General features: G+C 46.8%; 25 protein-coding genes. All 25 read left to right on the forward strand.

Annotated features, from left to right (window positions below; all coding sequences use genetic code 11):
- The first annotated feature begins 6 nt into the window (after positions 1-6).
- The 25 genes from RHEIN_RS13075 (at position 7) to efp (ending at position 22,678) form a co-directional block, all read left to right on the forward strand.
- On the forward strand, positions 7-1,116 hold the full coding sequence (locus tag RHEIN_RS13075) for an NAD(P)/FAD-dependent oxidoreductase (RefSeq protein WP_008899450.1): 1,110 nt from the start codon (positions 7-9) through the stop codon (positions 1,114-1,116).
- 114 nt (positions 1,117-1,230) lie between these two features.
- Positions 1,231-2,109: a hypothetical protein gene (locus tag RHEIN_RS13080; RefSeq protein ID WP_008899451.1), complete on the forward strand. Its 879-nt coding sequence runs from the start codon at positions 1,231-1,233 to the stop codon at positions 2,107-2,109.
- 143 nt (positions 2,110-2,252) lie between these two features.
- Positions 2,253-2,945, forward strand: coding sequence for a thermostable hemolysin (locus RHEIN_RS13085; RefSeq protein ID WP_008899452.1), 693 nt, complete (start codon positions 2,253-2,255; stop codon positions 2,943-2,945).
- Positions 2,945-4,432: an AMP-binding protein gene (locus RHEIN_RS13090; protein ID WP_008899453.1), complete on the forward strand. Its 1,488-nt coding sequence runs from the start codon at positions 2,945-2,947 to the stop codon at positions 4,430-4,432. Before RHEIN_RS13085 ends, RHEIN_RS13090 begins: the two co-directional genes overlap by 1 nt.
- Complete coding sequence (locus RHEIN_RS13095; protein WP_008899454.1) at positions 4,407-5,099, forward strand: TenA family transcriptional regulator; 693 nt, start codon at positions 4,407-4,409, stop codon at positions 5,097-5,099. Before RHEIN_RS13090 ends, RHEIN_RS13095 begins: the two co-directional genes overlap by 26 nt.
- Complete coding sequence (locus RHEIN_RS13100) at positions 5,096-5,881, forward strand: SDR family oxidoreductase (RefSeq protein WP_008899455.1); 786 nt, start codon at positions 5,096-5,098, stop codon at positions 5,879-5,881. The genes RHEIN_RS13095 and RHEIN_RS13100 overlap by 4 nt, the downstream gene beginning before the upstream one ends.
- A gap of 10 nt (positions 5,882-5,891) precedes the next feature.
- The gene (locus RHEIN_RS13105; protein ID WP_008899456.1) at positions 5,892-6,539 is read left to right on the forward strand and encodes a tetratricopeptide repeat protein; all 648 of its coding nucleotides are present in this window, start codon (positions 5,892-5,894) and stop codon (positions 6,537-6,539) included.
- A gap of 109 nt (positions 6,540-6,648) precedes the next feature.
- Entirely contained in the window at positions 6,649-7,314 is a 666-nt protein-coding gene (locus tag RHEIN_RS13110; RefSeq protein ID WP_008899457.1) for a response regulator, read from the forward strand.
- A gap of 10 nt (positions 7,315-7,324) precedes the next feature.
- On the forward strand, positions 7,325-8,626 hold the full coding sequence (locus RHEIN_RS13115) for an ATP-binding protein (RefSeq protein WP_008899458.1): 1,302 nt from the start codon (positions 7,325-7,327) through the stop codon (positions 8,624-8,626).
- Positions 8,623-9,030, forward strand: coding sequence for a cupredoxin domain-containing protein (locus RHEIN_RS13120; protein ID WP_008899459.1), 408 nt, complete (start codon positions 8,623-8,625; stop codon positions 9,028-9,030). Before RHEIN_RS13115 ends, RHEIN_RS13120 begins: the two co-directional genes overlap by 4 nt.
- A complete protein-coding gene (locus RHEIN_RS13125; protein ID WP_008899460.1) occupies positions 9,020-9,751 on the forward strand; it encodes a hypothetical protein in 732 nt (243 codons plus the stop codon). The genes RHEIN_RS13120 and RHEIN_RS13125 overlap by 11 nt, the downstream gene beginning before the upstream one ends.
- Entirely contained in the window at positions 9,748-10,473 is a 726-nt protein-coding gene (locus RHEIN_RS13130; RefSeq protein ID WP_008899461.1) for a hypothetical protein, read from the forward strand. Before RHEIN_RS13125 ends, RHEIN_RS13130 begins: the two co-directional genes overlap by 4 nt.
- A gap of 281 nt (positions 10,474-10,754) precedes the next feature.
- Positions 10,755-12,752, forward strand: a complete 1,998-nt coding sequence (locus RHEIN_RS13135) for an LTA synthase family protein (RefSeq protein ID WP_008899462.1) — start codon at positions 10,755-10,757, stop codon at positions 12,750-12,752.
- A 168-nt stretch (positions 12,753-12,920) separates the two neighbouring features.
- Positions 12,921-13,316: a VOC family protein gene (locus RHEIN_RS13140; protein ID WP_008899463.1), complete on the forward strand. Its 396-nt coding sequence runs from the start codon at positions 12,921-12,923 to the stop codon at positions 13,314-13,316.
- Positions 13,317-13,386: 70 nt separating this feature from the next.
- Positions 13,387-14,379, forward strand: a complete 993-nt coding sequence (locus RHEIN_RS13145; protein WP_008899464.1) for an ion channel — start codon at positions 13,387-13,389, stop codon at positions 14,377-14,379.
- Positions 14,380-14,641: 262 nt separating this feature from the next.
- Positions 14,642-16,303, forward strand: a complete 1,662-nt coding sequence (glnS, locus tag RHEIN_RS13150; protein ID WP_008899465.1) for a glutamine--tRNA ligase — start codon at positions 14,642-14,644, stop codon at positions 16,301-16,303.
- A 115-nt stretch (positions 16,304-16,418) separates the two neighbouring features.
- Positions 16,419-17,258: a transporter substrate-binding domain-containing protein gene (locus RHEIN_RS13155; protein ID WP_008899466.1), complete on the forward strand. Its 840-nt coding sequence runs from the start codon at positions 16,419-16,421 to the stop codon at positions 17,256-17,258.
- Positions 17,259-17,345: 87 nt separating this feature from the next.
- A complete protein-coding gene (locus RHEIN_RS13160) occupies positions 17,346-17,960 on the forward strand; it encodes a LysE family translocator (protein WP_008899467.1) in 615 nt (204 codons plus the stop codon).
- A gap of 1 nt (position 17,961) precedes the next feature.
- Complete coding sequence (locus RHEIN_RS13165; RefSeq protein WP_008899468.1) at positions 17,962-18,594, forward strand: ABC transporter ATP-binding protein; 633 nt, start codon at positions 17,962-17,964, stop codon at positions 18,592-18,594.
- The gene (locus tag RHEIN_RS13170) at positions 18,566-19,612 is read left to right on the forward strand and encodes a hypothetical protein (RefSeq protein ID WP_008899469.1); all 1,047 of its coding nucleotides are present in this window, start codon (positions 18,566-18,568) and stop codon (positions 19,610-19,612) included. The genes RHEIN_RS13165 and RHEIN_RS13170 overlap by 29 nt, the downstream gene beginning before the upstream one ends.
- A 14-nt stretch (positions 19,613-19,626) precedes the next feature.
- Entirely contained in the window at positions 19,627-19,941 is a 315-nt protein-coding gene (locus RHEIN_RS13175) for a rhodanese-like domain-containing protein (protein ID WP_008899470.1), read from the forward strand.
- A 78-nt stretch (positions 19,942-20,019) separates the two neighbouring features.
- Positions 20,020-20,559 (forward strand): hypothetical protein, encoded by a 540-nt coding sequence (locus RHEIN_RS13180; protein WP_008899471.1) that lies wholly within the window; start codon positions 20,020-20,022, stop codon positions 20,557-20,559.
- Complete coding sequence (locus RHEIN_RS13185; protein WP_008899472.1) at positions 20,556-20,930, forward strand: hypothetical protein; 375 nt, start codon at positions 20,556-20,558, stop codon at positions 20,928-20,930. The genes RHEIN_RS13180 and RHEIN_RS13185 overlap by 4 nt, the downstream gene beginning before the upstream one ends.
- A gap of 14 nt (positions 20,931-20,944) precedes the next feature.
- Positions 20,945-22,099, forward strand: a complete 1,155-nt coding sequence (gene earP, locus RHEIN_RS13190) for an elongation factor P maturation arginine rhamnosyltransferase EarP (protein ID WP_008899473.1) — start codon at positions 20,945-20,947, stop codon at positions 22,097-22,099.
- A gap of 18 nt (positions 22,100-22,117) precedes the next feature.
- Complete coding sequence (efp, locus tag RHEIN_RS13195) at positions 22,118-22,678, forward strand: elongation factor P (protein WP_008899474.1); 561 nt, start codon at positions 22,118-22,120, stop codon at positions 22,676-22,678.
- Positions 22,679-22,742 lie beyond the last annotated feature (64 nt).

Genomic DNA, 22,742 nt, shown 5'->3' on the forward strand with positions numbered 1-22,742 from the left:
CAAGACATGGATGATAACAAGCTGGCCAATAAAACCCAAATAGTGGTGTTAGGCGCAGGCATAGGCGGCTGTATTGCCGCCCTTGCTTTAGCGCCATTTTATTCAGTGGTGTTGGTGGATCTGCATTCTGTACCAAAAGAAAGGGTAGGTGAGTGTCTGGCTCCTGCCGCAGGGCGTATTTTGCATAAACTCAGGCTGTTGGAGCTGTTGAATGAAGGTCATTTAAACTCTCACGGCCTGTTGTCTTATTGGGGTACTGAAACACCTACAGTGGTTGATCAACTCGCCAATCCTGATGGGCATGGCTGGCATCTGGATCGGCAATTGTTTGAGCAGCAATTGCGTGAAGTGGTACAAATGCGAGGTGTGTCTTGTCTTTGGCCAGCACGTTTTGTCAAAAGTGAACAAAAACCGCAAGGCTGGTGTGTTGAACTGCAGCACAACTCGCAGCGGACAGAGGTTCATTGCCAACTGGTGATTGATGCCACAGGTCGTCATAGCAGTTTTGCCCGTGCGCAGGGGCAAAGCAGACAAAACTTTGATCAGCAGTTGTCGGTCTGGCTGACGGCTGCAGTAAAAGTTCGGAAGCATATCAGTGTGTTAAGTTCAGTATCAGTGGGCTGGTGGTACAGCGCGCCTTTACCTAAGTTGCCTTTTGAGCCTGATCTGCAGGCTCAAGCCGATTTCACCGGAACAGCAATTCAGGCCAGGCTTTTTGCCTTACAAATCCAGGCCAGTCAACTGGACAAAAACTTAAGCCAGTGCAGCCGCACCTTTTTAAAAGCAGCAGCCGAAGCGCCGGGCCTTGGTACTTTAGTGCAGCAGATCATTCCTGGCACTGAACAGCTGCATGCTGTGGTTGCAGCTAATTCGTCAAAACTATCAAAAGGCTGTGGAGAAGGCTGGTTTGCCATTGGTGATGCGGCTCTGAGTTTTGACCCCTTGTCGTCACAAGGCATCTTTAATGCGATGGCAACAGCCATGCAACTGGCTGATTTGTTGATTGAACATGGACTGCACTATCACAAAACTCCTGCTTTGTATCAGATGCAACTGGATAGTATCTGGCAACATTATGTGGATCACAAAAAACGCTTTTATGAAGTGGTGGAGTAACGCAGAGCTGGTTTTAAATAAATGTTCTGATATGTAAGTCAAACCAATGAATTCTTACTATCAATCCCTTAGAATCTGAACAATTCACTAAAAGCATTGATGCTAAGAATTTTTATGGCCTCTAAACTATTCACTACTAACTATAGGTTTTTATGTACTCTCACCAGTATTGCTTTGTTAACCGCCTGTCAGAATGTTCAGGACAGTACTATAGCGCTGGACTCAGATTTTGAAAAAAACAGCAGCAAATATGAGCTAAAAAAGCCAGCCTGGCAATTTACTGAAAAGGCGTATCAACAACAAATTGGGCAATTCAGTATTGCATCAACCCAGGTGAGTTGGCAAAACACCACTCAATCCAGCCCAGGCCTTATTAGTTCAGGCATCCCGGGTCAGCAACAGCAGCCAAAGAGCTTGTTAAACTTTATTCTGGACGACCTGACTGACAACCAAAGTGATTTTGTGAAGCAAATGGAAGAGACTGGCAAACGCGATTTTGCCTTTGATGTCAACTTTGCAGGACAAACTTTGGTGCAAACTCACTGCCGTATTATGTACTTAAATGCGGTGACCGAATTTCGTAATTCTGAAAACTCAGAGCAAGTAGTTTCCACAGATCAGCAACGAGAGCATAGTTACCTGGGGTGCAGTTTGAGCACGAGCAGTCAAAACTGGCAATTAGTAGTGGAAACAAAACACAATGCTCAGGCACGTATGCAACTACGATCGGACAGGCAAAGCTTTCAGATCAAAGCTGTGACCGATCGACTGGAGCTGATCAATAATCAATGGGTCCAGGGCCCGGGTTGGGCTCGGCAAATCACAGGCGTCATTATCAGCGCCAATCAACTGCAACAGGCCGCTTTAGCTTTTGAGGGCAAAGTGCCAAGACTTTGGGTTCATCAACAGGCCACTGATGCGGAGCAAGCTCTGATGATCGCCGCAAGTTACAGCCTATTGATGTACGATTGGCTGGATAACGAATGGCGTTAAAGCAAATTATTCGGTCCGGTGTTTTTTTTATCGCTGGATCAATTTTACTCATTTCAACATTTCTGCTTCCAGAAGTTTCCTTAAGTTTTCTTTAAGCTTGTTGCCGCACACTGCCTGCTAAATCAGTATGCAGGAGTGTGCTTATGTTGTCTTCTTATCAGTTCGACCCGTCTGTAGCTGTCAAGGTGTCAGTGCCGGATACCAAGGCACAGTTGCAGTTAGTGACAGCCTCAGACATGCAGCGTGCTTCTATTGAGCAGTTTATTGCCTCAGGTTTTGCTAAAGCGTATCAGGCCGATGTGCATAGTTTTATGCCAAATCTTTTTGGCGTAAGCAGAGCGGGTGAATGGCAGGCGGTGCTTGGATTACGTTGTGCTGCGCAAACACATTTATTTATCGAACACTACCTGTCAGCTCCTGTTGAGCAGTTACTGGCCACTTATGGCATACATGCCGAACGTTCCCAATTGATTGAAATTGGTCACTTATATGCCATCAACAGACAAAGCTTATTGCAGCTGTTTGTACTGATGGCTTATGCGCTGGACCAACTGAATTACCGTTATTTGTTATGTGCAGCCACTACCCAGGTGCGCGCTATTTTAAGTCGTCATGGCATTGAGCTGACTGAACTTGGTGAGGCCAAAGCTGAAGCTTTAGGTAAAGATGCAGCCAGTTGGGGCTGCTACTACGATACCAATCCAAAAGTTTGTGTGATGGATTTAGCAGCCGTGACCCGCCTTATTCACAGCGATGAAAAATTAACAGTGCTGGCGCATCAGCACTGGCCGCAGTTGCATCAATTAGTGGCTCGTTTACCAGAAGGAGGTTGCTGATGCGTATTGAATTACCAACAACGGCGGTACTACGCGATTTGGCGACAGGTTTGGTTTATTCACAAGCTCACATCAAAAAACACATGGCTATATGGCAGCAATTATTGCTGGGCTACGGCGCACAGCGTATTGCGTTGGCTGCGAATAGTTCTGCAGAGTGGGCCTTGTTGGATTTAGCTTGTCTGGATGCGGATTTACTTTTGGTGCCATTGCCTACTTATTTATCTGAAAGCCAGCTTGCCCATGTAATGACACAGCTGGAGCCTGATTTTTATATTTCAGACAAAGAGCAACAGGCAGCAGAATTTACCTTGCTGGAGCAAGTGGGCGATTTATTGCTGTATCGCCGTGAATTACAAAGCCCTGGCGCTGCTATTCCTGCCACTTGTCAGAAGATTACTTTTACTTCGGGTTCTACGGGTCAGCCAAAAGGCGTCTGTTTATCCGCGCAAAGTCAACTTGATGTAGCGCACAGTCTGCTGGAACGCATAAACCAAGACGCGCCTAAGCATCTGTGTTTATTACCTTTAAGCACCTTGCTGGAAAATATCGCTGGTATTTATGCACCTTTATTGGCTGGTGGCGAAGTGCTTATAGCTCCTGACTTTTTGCGTGGTTTTAGCGGTAGTCAACTGACTAATCCACAGGCTTTGCTGGCGCTAATCAGCAGCACAGCACCAAAAAGCCTGATTTTAGTACCTGAACTGCTGCAACTCTTGGTGATGGCACGTGCTCAAGGCTGGCAAGCACCAGAATCACTGGAGTTTATTGCCGTAGGTGGTGCTCATGTATCCGCCGCTTTATTGCAACAGGCTGCACGTTTGGGTTTACCTGTGTATCAGGGCTATGGCTTAAGCGAATGTGCTTCTGTGGTGGCTTTATCCAGTGTGGATGCCGGTCAAAGCACGGCTACAGAGCTGGAATTAGTGGGCCTGCCTTTGGCCCATCGCGATATCGAGATTATCGATGGTGAAATTGTCGTTAAACAGCCATTTCTGGGTTATCTGGGCGATGCGGCGTCACTAAGCGATAAAGTCTTTACCGGCGATTTAGGTGAGCTGGATAAACAAGGCCGGTTACGTATTCTGGGCCGTCGCAAAAACTTATTGATCTCAAGCCTGGGTCGCAACATCTCGCCTGAATGGCCAGAGGCATTATTGACTCAAAGCGGTTTAATTCGTCAGGCGGTTTTGGTGGGGGATGCTCAGCCTTATTGTGCGGCCTTGTTGTATCTGGCGGATCTCAAAGCGGTAGCGCAGTTGCCCGGTTATCTGGCTCACGTCAACCAGCAGTTACCGGATTACGCCCAAATCAAAGCCTATCAGCTGTTAACTCAACCTTTGTCTGTTGCCGACGGCACTTTAACAGCCAATGGCCGGCCACGCCGTGCTGAAGTAGTTAAAAAATACCAAAGCGAAATCAATGATTTATTTTTTTCTAATGATGTAACAGGAGGATCCCATGAGTTTTTATCAAAGGCTCGTTAATGCCACCGAACAAGAGCGGGCTTATTTACTGGATGCTCCGATGATCCGCCGCACTTTCGCCGGGGATTTTACCTTGGATCACTACGTGGCTTTTTTAACTCAGGCCTATCACCACGTCAAACATACAGTACCGCTGCTGATGTCAGTGGGCGCTTTGTTACCAGAATCAAAAGAATGGCTACGTGAAGCTGTAGCCGAATACATTGAAGAAGAATTGGGCCATCAGGAATGGGTATTAAACGATATAGCAGCTTGTGGTTATGACAAAGAGCAGGCCCGTGCCAGTACTCCGGCTTTTGCCACTGAGCTGATGGTGTCTTACGCCTATGATTCGGTACGCCGTGTGAATCCTTTGTGCTTTTTTGGCATGGTACTGGTGCTGGAAGGCACCTCTATAGCTCTTGCTGAGCAGGCGGCCAGCAAAATAGCCGATACTTTGCAGCTGCCACCTAAAGCCTTTAGTTACCTGAATTCACACGGTGCTTTGGATCAAGACCATATCAAGTTCTTTGAAAGCCTGATGAATAAGATCACAGAGCCAGCCGATCAGGCGTTGATCATTGATAGCGCAAAACGCTTTTTCCACTTATACGGCGATGTGTTTCGTAGCCTGGAACAACCTCATGGCCTGACTAAAAAAGTGCTGGTAGAGGAGGCAATAGCATGAGCTTGTTAGCAGGCAAAACTGTGCTGCTGACAGGCGCGACGGGCGGCATAGGTGCTGAAGTCGCCGGGCAGTTAAGCGGCGAGGGCGCACGGTTGATTTTAACCGGTCGCTCTGTTGAAAAACTGCGTGCGCTACAAAACCAGTTGGCGGCAGAAACTTTGGTGTATTGCTGTGATTTAACCAGCACAACAGAGCAACACGGCTTACTGCAATTTTGTCAGCAGCAAGGTGGTATTGATGTGCTGATTAACAATGCTGGGATCAGTCAGTTTGGTTTATGTCAGCAGCAGCAATTTAGCGACTTGGTCAGCATTAATCTGTTGGTGCCTATGCAGCTATGCCAGCTTTTTCTGCCTATGTTGCGTCAACACAAAGGGCAAATCGTCAACGTCGGATCAGCCTTCGGTAGCATTGGTCATCCAGGCTTTACCGGGTACTGCGCCACCAAATTTGGTTTACGAGGTTTTACCGAAGCCTTGCAGCGTGAACTGACCGATAGCGGTATACAGGTGAAGTATTTTGCACCACGAGCGACAGAAACCGCTATTAACTCCAGCGATGTAGTGCAGCTCAATCAACAGCTTGGCAACAGTATGGATAGCCCTAAGTGGGTGGCAGAGCAGTTGGTTAAACAGCTGAAGTCGAACGAGCTGCGCCGTTTTCTTGGTTGGCCTGAACGGATTTTTGTTCGCCTGAACGGGGTGTTCCCGGCGCTGGTGGATATGGGGTTAAAAAGTAAATTAACACTGATTGAATTATTTGCAGTGGGCAAAAACCACTAACGAGGTAGATATGAATAACGTATTGAATAAATTAGTTTTAATTCCAGCTTTATTTTTAGTTCAAGTGGCACAGGCCGATGTACTGCAGGATATTAAGCCTTTGCAGGACCGCTGGGCTGAAGTGAATTACGCTATGAGCGAAGAGCAGAAAGAAAAAGCTTTTCCAGAACTGGTCAACCAAGCCAATGCAGTGGTTGCGGCTAATCCAGAGAAAGCTGAAGCCTTGATTTGGCGTGGCATTATTAAATCCAGTTATGCCGGAGTAAAAGGTGGTTTGGGTGCTATGTCGTTGGCTGAAGAATCTAAAGCTGACCTTGAAGCTGCGCTTAAAATGGACAGTCAGGCCTTACAAGGTTCGGCTTACACCAGTTTAGGTGTGCTGTACTACAAAGTTCCAGGCTGGCCTATTGGCTTTGGCAGCGATAAAAATGCAAAAAAGATGCTGGAAAAAGCGCTGAGCATTAACCCTCAAGGTATTGATCCCAATTATTTTTATGCAGAATTTTTAACTGAAGAGCGCGACTATAAAACAGCCATGAGTTACATTGAAAAGGCAAAACAGGCTGCGCCTCGTCCGGATCGTCCAACAGCGGATCAAGGCCGGTTGCAGGACATCGCTGCACTGGAAGCCAAAGTAGCGAAAAAGCTAAAACGTTAATCTATAAAAGGTGTAGGGGCGGGGCTTGCCCCCGCCCGTATCAAATTTCAATCAGATGCTGTTTAGGGGTTACCCCAGTTCAGATTCAGGTTCGAATACAGGGGCATGTATGAGACTATTGCTGGTCGAAGACGACTTAGATTTAGCCAAAGGCCTGGTGCTGGCATTGTCCAGTCAGGGTTTTGTGGTGAATCACGTAAGTTTGGGTCAACATGCACTAGGCAGCATTAAAGCGAAAGACTGTGATGCTGTGATCCTCGATTTAGGTCTGCCTGATATGGACGGTCTGGATATACTTAAACAAAGCCGTCAAAGAGAAGGTCATTTACCGGTGCTGGTGCTGACTGCCCGTGATGGGGTAGATGACAGGATCCGCGGTCTGGATTTAGGCGCCGACGATTATCTGGTGAAACCTTTTGCTATGGCTGAACTTTTCGCGCGTTTGCGGGTGATAGAGCGACGGCTTGGCACAGCAGCTACGCACTTAATTAAACTACAACAGGTTGAACTGGATACCAGCGCGCATCTGGTGCGGGTTGAAGGAGAGGTTGTCGGCTTGTCCCGCCGCGAATATATGCTGCTGAAAGAATTAATGGAGTCGGCTGGTCGGATCAAAACCCGCGAGCAGCTTGAAGCCAGTTTATACGCCTGGGGCGAAGAAGTTGCCAGCAACGCACTGGAAGTGCATATATCCAATTTGCGTAAAAAGTTGCCGAAAGACTTCATTAAAACCCTGCGAGGCGTCGGTTACAGTGTCAGTGTGAATTCGGCATGAGCCTAACTATATGAGATCCTTGCGCCGCTATTTAGTCACAGTGCTGATCGCGCTCTTTACGCTGATAAGTTTTGTTGCGGCTTTACAAAGCTATAAACAAAGCGCCATCAGGGCCGAAGCTTTGTTTGATCAGGATTTGCAGATCCTGGCGTCCAGTTTGTCGCAGCAGTATCAGGCCGGTTCACAGCAAGAGCTGGGGCTAGCGCTGCAAGTCTGGCAAAAAGGTAAGCTGGTGTATCGTAGTGCTTTGGCACCACAAACAAGCATGTCGGACGCTGAAGGTTTTAGTGAGCATAATTTTTCCGGTAAAAGGTGGCGGGTGTTTCGTCAGACGCCTACCGATCTGTTGACAGTGATAGTGGCACAACCCCTTACACAACGGCAGCAACTGGCGGATGAAGTGATCACAGCCTCTATTTATCCGGTTGTGCTGAGTTTACCGCTGCAAGCCTTATTGATATGGCTGGTGGTGAGTAAAGCCTTGTCGCCTATAAAACGTTTTTCTGCCCAGTTGTCGTCAAAAAAAGCCAATGATTTAAGCCCGGTTGAGTTGGACCAGGTGCCGGCAGAGCTGGATCAGATGCTGAAAACCACCAATCAGTTATTTGCCCGTTTAGCCGATGCTTTTGAGCGGGAAAAACGTTTTGCCTCTGATGTAGCCCACGAGCTGCGTACCCCTTTAAGCGTATTGCAGGTGAATTTGCACAATGCATCTTCGCAGTGGCAGCGTTGTGGCATTAGCGACCCTGAAGGTTCTATGTTGGCCTTGCAGGCTGGTGTAGAGCGCATGAGTGCGCTGATCGAACAAATTATGCTACTCAATCGCACCAACCCCGAGCATTTTCAGGCCCGCACTGAACAACTGGATTTAGCTGGGTTGTGCCGTCAGGTGGTGGCTGACTGGTACCCACACATTGAGAAAAAGCAGCAACAAATTGAACTGTTGGGCCTTGAGCATTTGTCACTGAAAGGGGACGCTTTTGCGTTGCGTTTATTAGTCAGCAATCTGGTGGGTAATGCCAGTAAATACAGTGCGGTGGGTGGTTCTATTCAACTGGAATTGTCTGCGGCGCAGGATAAAGCCATGTTGGTGGTGCAGGATAATGGCCCTGGCATAGCGCCTGAAGAATACAACAGAGTGTTTGACCGCTTTTATCGGGTGGGTGGTGACAGGCATCAATCCGGCACTATAGGTTCTGGTTTAGGCCTGGCGATAGTGCGGGATATAGTAGTTTTGCATCAGGGCCGTATCAGCCTTGGCGCCTCTGATTTTAGCAGCGGATTAAAAGTGACAGTGGAACTGCCCCTGTGAGAAATAAAGAGTTGAAAAACAAAGCGCTGAGAAAAAACAGTAAAAAGGCATTGCCCGTTGCAGCATTGTTATTACTGACTCTGCCTGTTGTAGCAGAGCAAAAGGTATTTGAGCTGCAGATTAAAGATCATCTGTTTCAACCCTCAGTGCTTTACGTACCCGCTGGTGAAAAAGTGAAGCTGCTGGTGCTGAACCAGGACCCGTCGCCTGAAGAGTTTGAAAGCTTCAGCTTAAACCGCGAAAAAGTGATTTTAGGCAAAGGCAAAGCCACCTTATTTGTTGGGCCTTTGCAGCCTGGCAAGTACCAGTTTTTTGGCGAATACAATCCAGACAGCGCACAAGGCGTGTTAATAGCCCTGCCTGAAGAACAGTGGCTGCGGTATAAGGCGAATCATGCTTATTAATACGGTGCTGATGTTTTTACGCGAGTTGTTACCGCTTTGTTTGCTGCTGGCGACTTTGCTGGTGTGGCATAGAAGTGTCTGGCGTAGTTTTGCTTTGTATTTTGCCTTGCCCTCAGTGCTGATGCTTAGCCTTATTAGCCTTAGGATGGTATGGATCTCTGAGCAACTCGATGGTCTTGGGGTGGAGCTTTTATACAGCTTTTTATATCTGAGCTGTTTTGTTTTGCTCTGTTTGTCGGCCCTGAAAGCCCAGTGTGCGCTGGTGAGTTCAGCGCTTGCCGCAGCTTGTTTGTTCAGTATCAGTGGCAGTAACTTATTGTTATACATCTGGTTGCCAACACAGGCAGAAAACACACCGGCCGATTTGGTGTTAGGTTCAGCTTTAGGTGTAGGTATAGGGGCCAGCATAGCTGTGCTTTGGTATTACCTGCTTAGTGAGCTGAAACAGTGGCGTATCAGCAGTTTTGCTTTGCTGTTGTCCTTGACCGGCGCTCGTCAGGTGATGATGGCATCAGCCTTATTGCTCCAGTCTGATTGGCTCCCCGCAGGGCCACAGCTTTGGCAAACCGAACAGTTGTTGTCGGAGCAATCTGAACTGGGTTTCTTTTTACAGGCGCTAATGGGCTACGAAGCCACACCCAGCCTGTCGCAGCTGCTGTTGTATTTACTGTGTTTTGGTTTGTTGTTCTGGTGTTGCAGCTTTATGGAGAAAAAAAGATGAAGCTTTACAGCAAAAAAGCGGTGGTGAAGGCTTTGTGTTTTGTTTGTCTGTGCAGTAGCGCTTCGGCCTTGGCGGATGGGCGAGTGGTCGACAAGGTGTATCACCCTTATGTGCAGCCGCTGGAGCGTGAATTTGAATACCGCTACTTTTACCAGCGTCAGGCCGATCATCCAGACAACAACACTATGGGGCAAAAACTGGGGTACGGTTTTTCTGTGACTGAACGTGCAGCATTGGAAATTTATGTCATAGCAGATCGTATCAGCCCTGAAGATTACAAACTGACAGGCTACGAGCTGGAGCTGCGCTGGATGCTGACGGAGCAGGGCCAGTACAGCGCCGACTGGGGTATGTTGTTTGAACTGGAGCGACAAAATAATCAGGACAACTACGAATTCACCACCGGGCTATTAATGGAAAAAGAATTCGGCCCAACCAGCCTGACGTTAAATGCTCTGGCTGTGTACGAATGGGGCCAGACACTGGACGCCGAATGGGAAGGCGAATTCCGCGCTCAATACCGCTACCGCTGGTTACCCGCAGTACAACCAGCCATTGAATTATATGCCGGCGAAAACTACAAAGGCGCAGGCCCAAGCTTAATGGGCGTGCATAAGTTTGATAAACAAAAGCAGCTGAAATGGGAGCTGGCCGTGATAGTCGCCATAGACAACGACACAGTAGATCGCACCTTACGTTTTGCGCTGGAGTATGAGTTTTAGTGGTCGCTGTATTTTGTTGCTGCGTAGGTTTCACTCGTCGCAAAGTGGCAGTTCAACAGGGGATACGAAGCGGATATATTCTCTGGTTAGACTTTAGTTCTTTATTCATTTCTGCTTTTTAGTTGCAAGTAACCTCACAGCGTAAAAAGCATGGTCTGTGCAGACGACCACAAGCGCACTGGTTTAAATGCCTGGCCTCTAATAGCGACAAAAATTCCGCCTTAAGCCTCTCTTAAGTATCCACTTTTATGCTGGCCTCAACTAAAAACTGAGGCCTCTTTATGTCTGTTGTCAGCGTCGAAAAATCCTCCTTTCTTGCCAATTTGTTTTGCTTAGGTCCTTATCGTTATTTGATCCGTACTGCGGTGTTGGGGATGGTGCTGTTGAGTCTGAGCAGGCTGGCTTTAGTGTTGTGGCAATACGACAGAGTTGTGCAGACTGATGTACTGATGCAGTTGTTTGTGCAGGGCCTACGGGCCGATATTATCGTGATTTGTTTACTCTTAGTTGTACCAGTGCTGCTTATTCCGCTGGCGTCAGTGCGTGGATTAGGCAAGCTCTGGTTTCAGTTTAGTTATCTGTGGTGCCTGAGTGCTTTGGTGCTGCTGGTTTTTATGGAACTAGCAACACCTGCTTTTATTTTGCAATACGATATACGGCCGAACCGGCTTTTTGTCGAGTATCTGAAATACCCAAAGGAAGTGTTGTCGACTTTATGGTTTGGTTTTCGTATGCCTCTGCTGTTTGGAGTTTTTGCAACAGTGATCTTGAGCTTGCTGTTGCGGCGTATTTTCAAGCTAGGGCAATGCAATGCCAAGCAGTGGTCTGCGTTTAAAACAATTGGCATATGGTGTCTGGCGTTGCTGTTGTTGTTTGCCGGTATTCGTTCTACCACTGAGCACAGGCCTGCTAATCCGGCATTATTTGCTATTACCTCCGATGCTATGGTTAATTCTTTAGTATTAAGTTCAGCCTATTCAGTGTTTTATGCCATCTACAATTTGAAGCATGAGGCGCATTCCAGCCAAATGTATGGCGGATTGCCGACAGAACACATGCTAAAACTAAGCCTGGACTGGCCCTGGCTGAAGTCCTATCAGTTTACTAACCCAAATTACCCAACAGCGCATTGGCAACAGGCGGTGATCAAACGTGAGAAACCACTGAATCTGGTGATAGTACTACAGGAAAGTCTGGGGGCTACTTTTGTACAATCTTTAGGTGGTTTGGCCGTTACACCAGAGCTTGAAAAGTTAAAGCTGCAGGGCATCTGGTTTGAAAATCTGTATGCCACAGGCACTCGTTCTGTGCGGGGTATTGAAGCTGTAGTGGCTGGTTTTCCGCCGACGCCAGCCCAAAGTACAGTGAAGTTATCCAATAGCCAGCAGCATTTCACTACCCTTGCTTCTATTCTGAAATCTGCGGGTTATCAGACCCAGTTTGTCTATGGTGGTGAAGCGCATTTTGACAATATGCGCAGTTTTTTTACCGGCAATGGTGTGGAGCAGATTGTGGATCAAAACCAGATACAAAACCCTGTGTTTACCGGCAGTTGGGGCGTTAGTGATGAGGATCTATTTACTACTGCGCACCAACAACTAAAAGCCTTGCATCAGCAGGAAAAACCCTTTATTAGTCTGATTTTTACCTCCAGTAATCACGAGCCTTTTGAGTTTCCGGATGACCGTATCGATTTATACGAGGAACCAAAAAACACTGTCAATAATGCAGTGAAATATGCCGATTGGGCCATGGGACAGTTTTTTGAAAAGGCTAAACAAAGCGACTATTGGCAGGATACTTTGTTTTTGGTTGTAGCTGATCATGACAGCAGAGTATATGGCGATACCTTGATCCCGGTTGACAAGTTTCATATCCCAGGGCTGATCTTAGGTGCTGATACTCAACCAGAACTGTTAAATACTTTAGCCAGTCAGATAGATTTAGCGCCAACTTTATTGTCTATGATGGGCCTATCCAGCTGCCATACCATGACAGGGCGTGATTTTACGCTGGATAAAACCAGTCCGGGTCGTGCTTTATTGCAGTTTGAAAACTACTTTGCCTTGATGCAGCAAGGGCCACAACAGCAAGAACTAGTGATCCTCAAACCTGATGGTAAAAGTGTCGCTGGGATTTATCAGTCAGAGCAGCAAAATCTTCAGTTAAGCAAGCAGCCTGTGTCGCTTGCAGATAAAAACAAAGCTTTGGCTTTAGTGCAGTTGCCTTCGTATTTATATAGAGAACAGAAAAACTTTAGCGAGGCCAGTTGTATATGAAGATGATTGTAGAGTGATGCATTGTCGCTTTACGTCGAATGCATCCTACAGATAAAGGCTGCAGGCTGGGCTCGCCGCATGCAGTCCGCCATAAGCTAGTGCAAGCATATTGCATTTTGCCTGTGTAGGAGTACTCTGCTCTACATCTTGTTTAGCTCAGGAAACAGCATGAGCCGCAAATTGTTTATCAACTTAGCCACTACCCATTTAAAAGCTTCTACCGACTTTTTTGTGCAGTTGGGTTTTGGTTTTAACCCACAATTTAGTGACGATACTGCCAGTTGCATTGTGCTGGCTGATAGCTTTTATCTGATGCTGCTGACCAAAGAGAAGTTTATTTCCTTCAGCCCCAATCCTTTAGTCAACAGCCATCAGCAGACCCAGGTGCTGAACTGCTTAAGTTGCCAGAGCAAAGCTGAAGTGGAGGAACTGGTGCAAAAGGCGCTGAAAGCCGGTGGTAAAACCTATAACCAGCCACAAGATCATGGCTTTATGTATGCCCATGGCTTTCAGGATTTAGATGGTCATGTCTGGGAATTGGTTTATATGGAAATGCTGGGTTAAGTGCTGTTTCAACTCAAAACCTGTGCGGCTGGGCTAGACTAAAAGCTCCCGGAACTGAACAGGTGTTGTTATGGTTGTGGTTGCTGCGGCTTTTGTCCCCTTATGTTGTTATGAAGAAGATGAAGGTCATAAATGTACCGAACCCGCAGGTTCATCAGGTCTTTGTTACTGGCACGACCCCACTCAATGTAAAACGGCTGAAGATTGCTGTGCCCTGGAAGCTTATGCCCGTAATGGCGGTCAGATGCGGGGTATTTCTTTGCGCCGTGCTGATATGCCGGGTTTAAATCTGGCAGCAGGTCCTTCACAGTCGGGCTTTGACCTGACCCATGCCGATTTATACCGCGCCAATTTACGTGGAGCTCATTTATACAAAGTAAAACTGCATCAGGCTAATTTAATGAAGGCCGATTTGCGTGACGCCAATGCGCATTGGGTTGAATTGCAGCAGGCTAATTTATTGGGCGTAAAATGGACAGGCGCCCGTATTGAGCATATTCAGTTGGGGGATCAACTACGACAGGAAATCATTGCCCGTCAGGCGGTTAAAATTCAGGACTGGGCCATGGCGCAGGACTATTTTGAACAATCAGAGGAAATTTACCGTGACCTGCGTAAAGCGGCTGAACATGAAGGCTTGTTTAGCAGAGCAGGCTTTTACATTCAGCAAGAACTGAGGATGCGGCGTTTTCAATACCCGGTTTGGTCACATAAACGCCTGTTTTCCAAGTTAATAGATGTGTTTTGTGGCTATGGTGAAGATCCGGTGCGGGTGGTGTTTTTTTCGTTATTGCTGATTTTTATCTGCAGCTTTTTTTACTTGTTTTTAGGTGTCAGCTATCAGGGGGAAGTGCTGATGTACTCCTCTGAACAAAGCTGGCAACAAAATCTGAATTTGTTTTTAAATTGTATGTACTACTCAGTGGTCACTTTTACTACCCTGGGTTATGGCGATATCACTCCTGTTGGCGGCTCGCGGCTGGTTGCCGCCATTGAAGCCTTTACCGGCAGCTTTACCATTGCGCTTTTTGTGGTGGTTTTTGTCAAAAAAATGACCCGCTAACTTATTCACCTGAATCGAAGACGGCGTAGGGGCTGGGCTTGCCCCCGCCCGTATCAAATTCAAAACAGAGACTGAAAAAGGCTTGTCCCCGCCCTTCGTAAATTCAAAAAGCTGTTGGTACAGAGCGCCTGGTCAACACAGCTGCAGCTTCAAGTACAACGGCTATAGTCAGAAACATTTCAGCTGTTATAATGCCGCCATATTTCAGTAATTTTATCCGGCACACTCTGCTGCTGGTTCTTCAAATAAGGATTTGAATTTTATGGCGGACGTTGAACATCGCCCAACTAACTTTATTCGTCAGATCATCGATGCCGATCTGGCTTCAGGCAAACACAACACAACTGTGACTCGTTTCCCACCAGAGCCTAATGGTTATCTGCATATTGGTCATGCGAAGTCTATTTGCCTGAACTTTGGTATAGCTGAAGATTATCAGGGCCAGTGTAATTTACGTTTTGACGACACTAACCCTGAAAAAGAAGACATCGACTTTGTCAATTCTATTCAGCAGGACGTGAAGTGGTTAGGCTTTCATTGGTCTGGCAATGTGCGTTATTCATCAGATTATTTTGATACGCTGCATGGCTACGCAGTTGAGCTGATTAACAAAGGTTTGGCTTATGTTTGTTTCTTAAACGCAGAGCAAATGCGTGAGTACCGTGGCAATTTAACTCAGCCAGGTAAAAACAGCCCAACCCGTGATACTTCACCTGAAGAAAACCTGGCGCTGTTTGAAAAAATGCGTGCCGGTGGTTTTAAAGAGGGCGAGTGTTCGCTGCGCGCCAAAATTGATATGAGCTCAGCGTTTATCTGTATGCGCGACCCGGTGATTTACCGCGTTAAGTTTGCCCATCACCATCAAACAGGTGACAAGTGGTGCATTTACCCGATGTACGACTTCACCCACTGTATTTCTGATGCGCTGGAAGGCATTACGCATTCGTTATGTACACTGGAGTTTCAGGACAACCGCCGTTTATACGACTGGATACTGGACAACATCACTATTGCTTGTCATCCACAGCAAATCGAATTCTCCCGTCTGAACCTTGAGTATCAGGTGATGAGTAAACGTAAGCTGCACAATCTGGTGGAAGGTGGTCATGTAGCTGGTTGGGATGATCCGCGTATGCCTACTATTGCAGGTTTACGTCGCCGTGGTTTTACGCCAGCGTCTTTGCGTGAATTCGCCAAGCGTATTGGTGTCACCAAGCAAGACAATATGATTGAAATCAGTGCGTTGGACTCGTGTATCCGTGAAGATTTGGATGCCAATGCACCACGGGCTATGGCGGTCATTGATCCGTTAAAAGTCACCATCAGCAACTACAACGCCGCCGATGTCGAATGGTTAGAGGTTCATAACCATCCAAAAGAAGAAAGCATGGGCAGCCGTAAAGTGCCGTTTGGCCGCACTTTGTATATAGACAAAGCGGACTTCCGTGAAGAAGCCAACAAAAAGTACAAACGTATGGTGACAGGTGGCGAAGTGCGTTTACGTGGCGCTTATGTCATTCGTGCCGATGAAGTGATTAAAAACGAAGCCGGCGATATTGTTGAACTGATTTGTTCTTACGATCCGGATACTTTAGGTGTGAATCCAGCGGATGGCCGAAAAGTTCGGGGTGTGATTCATTGGGTAGAAGCGTCACAAGCCGTACCTGCTGAATTCCGTATTTATGACAAGTTATTCACAGTACCGAACCCTGCTGCTGAAGAAGACTTTTTAGCTGTGATTAACCCAGCTTCACTTACAGTGAAAACAGGTTGGGTTGAGCCAAGCTTAAAAACGGCTGAAGCCGAAAAAGCTTTCCAGTTTGAGCGGGAAGGGTATTACTGTGCCGACAACAAAGATTCGACGCCGGATCATTTAGTCTTTAACCGCACTGTAGCCCTGCGCGATACCTTCTTCGAAGACTAAAACCTTTAATTCGGGTCAGAGTAAGTGAAGCTATCAGCTTTAATTTCACTCTGGCCCGAATTAGTTTGATTTATCTCCTAAACTCTAGGCAGTTGTTGTTTTCGGGATATGTCGGATGTTTAGATCTTGCCTCTATCTGCTGCTTTGTCTGGTATTCACTGTCCAGGCTGACACAGTGAATTATCCTGCTATAGACGATCCCACTGATCATCGCTCCACCTATGCTATTGCTTTACTCGAGCTTGCACTGAAAAAGGCGGGGAGTACGGCAACACTTCAAAGTACATCCAGCAGAGTGTCCAGAAGCCGCGCTTTGTATTTGCTTGAAAGCGGAGCTGAACTGGATGTAGTCTGGACCATGACTACTATTGAGCGAGAAAAACGTTATTTACCTGTTCGTATTCCTATTTACAAGGGCCTTGGCAGTTATCGCTTGCTGCTTATTCGCTCTGAAGATCAAGCTAAATTCAGCGCTTTGGAAGGTGAAACTGCGTTAAAACAACTCATGATGTCGCAAGTGCATGACTGGGTAGACACCGAAGTGCTGCGCCACAACAAGTTCAAAGTACTGGACGCTTCAGGTTATCAAACCTTGTTTCAAATGTTGTTGCATAAAAGAGTTGAGGCTGTGCCGCGCAGTGTGCTGGAAATAACGGCAGAACAGCAGCAATTCGCAGACCAGGGTTTGGTGATTGAAACCGACTGGTTATTGCATTATCCGGGGGCTGTATACTTTTTTGTTTCACCTAAAAAACCGCAGTTAGCACAACAGATTGAAAGCGGATTAAGGCAGTCGTTAAAAGACGGCAGTTTTGATTTATTATTTCAAAAACATTTTGTCAGTCACCTTCATAAGATGAAGTTGTCTGAACGTAAACTGGCAGAGCTTGAGAATCCGTTCCTCCCTCCTGAAACCCCTTTGGCAGAATCTTCACTCTGGTACCAACCTGAATAAATACAGCAGACTGAGTTTTATCTCTTGTGTTTAAGAGCTGATCTGCTTTAGATTCAATGCATTAAAGCTTTGTCCTCTGGAGTTGTTGTGGACGTTTTTTTTGCTGTATTGTTTTTTGCGTTTTCCACTACCGTTACCCCTGGCCCAAATAACATTATGATGTTGTCCTCTGGTGTGAACTATGGTGTTAAAGCCAGTCTGCCGCACTTTTTTGGCATTTGTTTTGGTTTTCCATTGATGGTGCTGTTGGTTGGTCTGGGTTTTGGTGTGGTGTTTGAACGTTTTCCACAGTTGCATCTCTGGATCAAAGTGGTGGGGGTGTTGTATTTGCTGTGGCTGGCCTGGAAAATCGGCTCCAGTACGCCAAGTAGCATAGAAGGCTCCACAGCTAAACCTTTTAGTTTTCTGCAAGCTGCCCTATTTCAATGGGTGAATGGCAAAGCCTGGATTATGGCGTCAGGGGCTGTGGCGGCTTTTACCACAGTGGCAGGTAACACCTGGTGGGATGTGACTCAAATCACAGCTGCTTTTTTGCTGGTTAGTTTTCCTTGTATTGGTATCTGGTTAACTTGTGGTGCTTTGCTGCGTTCTGTATTAAATCAGCCCTTGTATCAGCGTATTTTTAACTGGGCTATGGCCTTGTTACTTGTGTTGTCTGTGCTGCCAGTCTTGACTGAGCTGTATGGCAACTGGATAAACTAAGATGTTGAATATTAATAATTTAAGCTTTGGCTATGGCAAGCAGCAGTTGTTTTCAAATGTAAATCTGCAGCTAGATGCCGGTTTACATTGGTTAAGTGGCGCTAATGGCAGTGGTAAATCCAGTTTATTGCGGGTTTTAGCCGGGCTGGATAAAGCACAGCTGGGCAGTATTGAGTTTGATCAGCATAAAGTGGGTAGTGCTTCTTACCAAAAGTTAGTGGCAATAAGCGCGGATGCAGTGGCACCCTTACAGGACAACACAGTGCTTGGCGTATTGCAGTTGGTCGCTCGCTGTCGTGGCACAGCTATGGATCAACTGATGCTTCATGCAGAAGCTTTTTCGCTCGGGTCCTTGTTGCAACAGCAAGTGGCAGTCTTGTCGTTAGGGCAGCAGAAAAAATTAAGTTTAACTTTGGCCTTGGCGACAAAGCCGCAGCTATTGTTGCTGGATGAGCCTTTTAACGCGCTGGACCCGGATTCTTTGCGTTATTGCTGCTCCCAGTTGCAGGCGGCGAAAGAAAAGGGCGCTTTAGTGCTGATCGCCAGTCATTTATCCCCCGAAAGTTTTGAACTTGCAGTCGATCAACATCTGGAGTTAAAGGCCGGTGGGCACTTATCTTTTAGTTCGCTTTGAGCTGTTCTGGCAGCAAGCTTGTAACGCCTTTGCGCCTCTGCATAAGTTTTCATTTTTGTTTGTGATGCTGGCAGGTCATGCGCTGCTGGGGCTGATGGCTCCATTGGTGTTGCTGGGATTCCAGTTGTTTAACCCGGAGCTTGGGATTGTCGAACGCTGGCCTTATCTGCAGATGTTATTGGTGATCCTGTTCTGCTGGCAAGGTGGCGTGGCCTGGCAGCAAAAACCAGTGGCACAGCAGTATTTTGTTGAAAGTCTGGCACCTTCTGCCAAAGTGGCGAGCTTGAGCAATAAATTGATGGCCGCTGTAAATCAGCTGCCATTCTGGTTTTTAACCTTGCCGGCATGTGCTTATCTGCTGCTGAGCGGTAAAACTATGGCCTGTTTTGATGCCATCCAATTACTGCTGGTGCTGATGGCACTCTGTTTGGGCTTTAAAGCCCGTCAGACCAGCTGGCTGGCTTTAGTGGCAGTTTTTGTTTTGCCTGCTATCAGCCTCTGGAGTTTGCCTTTATTGGCGTTGATGCTGCTGGAATGGGCATTACAACAGAAGTTACATGGGCAGCAGTTATCAGCGGGATCGTTGTTTCGTTATTGGCTCTATTGGTTTATCCGGCAGCAACAAAATAAAGCCATGGTATTGCTGATCATTTTTGTACAGGCTTTATGGCACTACTGGCTGGAGCAACAACTGAAGCCTGAAGCTATGCTATTTGTAAGTGCGGTTTTTAGCTGGATCCTGGCTTTGCTCTGTTATGCGCAGCAGAAGTTATGGCAACAGCACCTGTTGGCTCAGCATTATTTCTGGTTAGCTCTGTGTACGACAAAACAGTGGCTTGTGTTAAAACTGTTGAATGTTTTACCTGTAGTTCTGGCTCTTCTGCTGGCACTGAGCCTATTTGATGCAGTGTCTGCTGTTTGCACTATTGCTCTGGCTGTGGCTTTGAGTTTCTGGCGACAGCTGAAATTACTGTCGGTGGCAAGCTGTTGTTTTATCCTTTTGCTGGTATTGAACTGATAAGGTCTCCTTAGATGAACATTTTTATGATGTTGCTTTTACTCTGTAGCCACATGGCTTTAGCTCAAACATTGTGGATAGATGTGCGTACTGCACAAGAGTACAACGCAGGGCATTTGGAAGGTGCAATCAACATTCCTTATGACGAAATTGAGCAAAAAATCACAGCAGTCAGCGCAGATAAAACCGCAGATATTCAGCTGTATTGCCGCAGTGGTCGCCGCTCAGGCATTGCGCTTGAAACCTTAAGAACTCTGGGTTACAGCAATGCAACGAACGCCGGGGCTTATGAGCAACTGAAACAAAAACAACCGGTCTCTAACGAATAAGACTGAGGTTAGCTGAGACTGCCCGGGTATTTGCCGTTAAGATACCCTCCTATACGAAACACAACTTTGTTGGGTGTGATGAAAAGCAGTATCGATGAAAAAATAGAGTTGGAGCATCAGGCCGCCAAACTTTTTATGCGACTGTACCAGCACAAGTTTGGCGTCAAAATGCGGCATATCTGGCATAACGAACCAGCCAAGCCTGATGTGTCCTGTTATCTGGAGCAGCAAAAACTGGATCTGGAAATTGCACATTTATATGGCAGCGAAGCCGAAGCGATGAAAATTCTGGGCCGTGAACTGAAAGGCGGCACGCTCGAAGCCTTGCAGTCGCTTGAACAGTGGCCTGTCGCAGAGCGTTTATTACAAGCGCTGGATAAACTCATTATCAATAAAGCGCAAAAAAGTTATGACTCAGACAAAGTCTGGTTGGTGATCCGCAACGCTCATCCGGATTGGCATGCGCAAGAGCTGGAACAAACACCGCATTTATTACAGATCCCACCAAAACATCCGTTTGAACAAATCTGGCTGGTGGCGGATATGACAGGGCAGGCCGGGCTTGTGCCTTTGTATCCGCTGACCCTGGCAAATAAGCAGAAAGAGCAGAACCCATGAAATTGCTGAGCAAAGCACAGTACCTGGCAGAGCGGCTTTATGTCTGGCGTCTTGGCCTGGTGTTTTTGGGGTGTTATGCGCTGGGTTTTGGGGTTTATTATCTGCTGCAAGGCCCGTCAGTGCTTTATGAAGTGTCTTTGTTATTGTCAGTGGTGTTATTAGGCTGGGTGCTGTTAGCCTGGCTGGCGCTGTTATTATTCCGGCATTTACCAGACTGGCAACCCCAACAAAGCTGGTGGCAAAAACTAAAACAGGGTGCTCACAAATTATGGTATCAGGCCTTGCTTTGGGGCTGCCTGCTGCTTAGTATCGCCACTTTGTATTTAATGGCCAAAGCGCTGAAAGCTTTGATCAGCCAACTGATCGGATAGGTGAAAGGTAAAGCATGCGCTGCGATTTGTTTTGCTCTGTAGTAGATAACTTTGGCGATATTGGCATTTGCTGGCGTTTAGCCCGGCAATTGCACAATGAACATCAATGGCAGGTCACCTTGTGGGTGGACGATTTAAACAGCTTTCAGAAAATTTGCCATAGTGTAAACCCAGAGCTTGCCACTCAGTTGCAACAGGATGTGTTGGTGCGGCATTGGGCTGCTGTATTGCCCGAGCTTACAGCAGCGGACAGGCCAGATCTGGTGATTGAAGCTTTGGCCTGCACTATTCCGTCCTCGTATTTGCACTGGATGGCGTCTTTTGCCGAAAAACCTTTATGGTTAAATCTGGAATACCTGTCTGCAGAAGACTGGGTGCATGGTTGCCATGCGTTGCCATCACCTCATCCACAGTTGCCGTTGCAAAAATATTTCTTTTTCCCTGGTTTTACAGCACAAACGGGCGCTTTATTAAGAGAGCAGGGTCTGGTCGGGTTTTTGGCAGAATTAAGCCAGTCAGACCGGTTACAGCACGAGTTTTGGCAGAGTTTGGGCCTTTTGGATGCGATGCAGTATCAGCAAAAAATTTCCTTGTTTGCTTATAGCCAGGCCCAGATCTGCCCTTGGCTGGAACAACTGGCTGATGCAGCAGAAACAACCTTGTTACTGGTGCCGCAAGGGCAATTGGCGACAGATTTAACCCAACTTTTCTCCGAACTAAAAACTGGCCGTTTGGATAAAAAATCATTAAGTATCCGCATTTTAGACTTTATGCCACAGCCTATGTATGACCAGCTTTTGGCCTGCTGTGATATTAACTTTGTGCGCGGTGAAGACTCTGTGATCAGAGCCCATTGGGCGGGCAAGCCTTTTATCTGGCAAATTTACCGACAGGAAGAGCAGGCGCATTTAATTAAACTGCAGGCCTTTTTAGACAAGTACCTGCAGCATGCCACGGATGAACAAAAAGCCTGTATAGAAAAACTGCATATGGCATGGAATCTTGAGCAGGATATCAGTACAGAATTTGCGATATTCAAAGAATTTAGTGAACAAATTCAGGTGCATAACAAAAAGTGGCAGGAATATTTAATTCAGCAGCAAGATCTTGCCAGCAACCTCGTGCGTTTTGCTGAAAATAAACTTATAATGTCGCGCAATTTTTCCTAACAAGAAGATATTTCAATTATGATGAAGACTGCTCAAGAAGTACGCGCTGGCCAGGTGATCATGGTCAACAACGAGCCAATGGTTGTTCAGAAAGCTGAATTCAACAAATCTGGTCGTAACGCCGCTGTTGTAAAAATGAAAATGAAAGGTCTGTTAACTGGTGGCGGTCTTGAGACTGTTTACCGTGCTGACGACAAGTTCGAACAAGTCATGTTAGATACTAAAGAAGTGACTTATTCTTACTACGCAGACCCAATGTATGTATTTATGGATGCTGAGTACAACCAGTACGAAATCGAAGCAGACAACATGACTGATGCTCTGAAATATCTGGTTCCGGATATGCAGTGTTCAGTCGTGTTCTACGGTGAGCGTGCTATCTCTGTTGACTTACCTCCATTCGTTGTTCGTGAAGTGGTTTACTCTGAACCAGCAGCACGTGGCGACACTTCAGGTAAAGTAATGAAGCCAGCTAAGCTGGACACAGGTTTCGAATTAATGGTTCCTGCTTTCGTTGAAATCGGCGACAAGATTGAAATCGACACCCGTACTGACGAATACCGCAGCCGCGCTAAGTAATTAGCCCGTTGTTGACCAAGGGGTCAGAGTCATTGATAAGCGAATCGCGGATCAATGACTCTGG

The sequence above is a fragment of the Rheinheimera sp. A13L genome, from assembly GCF_000217935.1.
GTDB lineage: Bacteria > Pseudomonadota > Gammaproteobacteria > Enterobacterales > Alteromonadaceae > Pararheinheimera.

Coding starts and splice junctions, on each gene's coding strand:
- RHEIN_RS13075 (WP_008899450.1), top strand. CDS start 7: ATGGATGATAACAAGCTGGCCAATAAAACCCAAATAGTGGTGTTAGGC.
- RHEIN_RS13080 (WP_008899451.1), top strand. CDS start 1,231: ATGGCCTCTAAACTATTCACTACTAACTATAGGTTTTTATGTACTCTC.
- RHEIN_RS13085 (WP_008899452.1), top strand. CDS start 2,253: ATGTTGTCTTCTTATCAGTTCGACCCGTCTGTAGCTGTCAAGGTGTCA.
- RHEIN_RS13090 (WP_008899453.1), top strand. CDS start 2,945: ATGCGTATTGAATTACCAACAACGGCGGTACTACGCGATTTGGCGACA.
- RHEIN_RS13095 (WP_008899454.1), top strand. CDS start 4,407: ATGAGTTTTTATCAAAGGCTCGTTAATGCCACCGAACAAGAGCGGGCT.
- RHEIN_RS13100 (WP_008899455.1), top strand. CDS start 5,096: ATGAGCTTGTTAGCAGGCAAAACTGTGCTGCTGACAGGCGCGACGGGC.
- RHEIN_RS13105 (WP_008899456.1), top strand. CDS start 5,892: ATGAATAACGTATTGAATAAATTAGTTTTAATTCCAGCTTTATTTTTA.
- RHEIN_RS13110 (WP_008899457.1), top strand. CDS start 6,649: ATGAGACTATTGCTGGTCGAAGACGACTTAGATTTAGCCAAAGGCCTG.
- RHEIN_RS13115 (WP_008899458.1), top strand. CDS start 7,325: ATGAGATCCTTGCGCCGCTATTTAGTCACAGTGCTGATCGCGCTCTTT.
- RHEIN_RS13125 (WP_008899460.1), top strand. CDS start 9,020: ATGCTTATTAATACGGTGCTGATGTTTTTACGCGAGTTGTTACCGCTT.
- RHEIN_RS13130 (WP_008899461.1), top strand. CDS start 9,748: ATGAAGCTTTACAGCAAAAAAGCGGTGGTGAAGGCTTTGTGTTTTGTT.
- RHEIN_RS13135 (WP_008899462.1), top strand. CDS start 10,755: ATGTCTGTTGTCAGCGTCGAAAAATCCTCCTTTCTTGCCAATTTGTTT.
- RHEIN_RS13140 (WP_008899463.1), top strand. CDS start 12,921: ATGAGCCGCAAATTGTTTATCAACTTAGCCACTACCCATTTAAAAGCT.
- RHEIN_RS13145 (WP_008899464.1), top strand. CDS start 13,387: ATGGTTGTGGTTGCTGCGGCTTTTGTCCCCTTATGTTGTTATGAAGAA.
- glnS (WP_008899465.1), top strand. CDS start 14,642: ATGGCGGACGTTGAACATCGCCCAACTAACTTTATTCGTCAGATCATC.
- RHEIN_RS13155 (WP_008899466.1), top strand. CDS start 16,419: ATGTTTAGATCTTGCCTCTATCTGCTGCTTTGTCTGGTATTCACTGTC.
- RHEIN_RS13165 (WP_008899468.1), top strand. CDS start 17,962: ATGTTGAATATTAATAATTTAAGCTTTGGCTATGGCAAGCAGCAGTTG.
- RHEIN_RS13175 (WP_008899470.1), top strand. CDS start 19,627: ATGAACATTTTTATGATGTTGCTTTTACTCTGTAGCCACATGGCTTTA.
- RHEIN_RS13180 (WP_008899471.1), top strand. CDS start 20,020: ATGAAAAGCAGTATCGATGAAAAAATAGAGTTGGAGCATCAGGCCGCC.
- RHEIN_RS13185 (WP_008899472.1), top strand. CDS start 20,556: ATGAAATTGCTGAGCAAAGCACAGTACCTGGCAGAGCGGCTTTATGTC.
- earP (WP_008899473.1), top strand. CDS start 20,945: ATGCGCTGCGATTTGTTTTGCTCTGTAGTAGATAACTTTGGCGATATT.
- efp (WP_008899474.1), top strand. CDS start 22,118: ATGATGAAGACTGCTCAAGAAGTACGCGCTGGCCAGGTGATCATGGTC.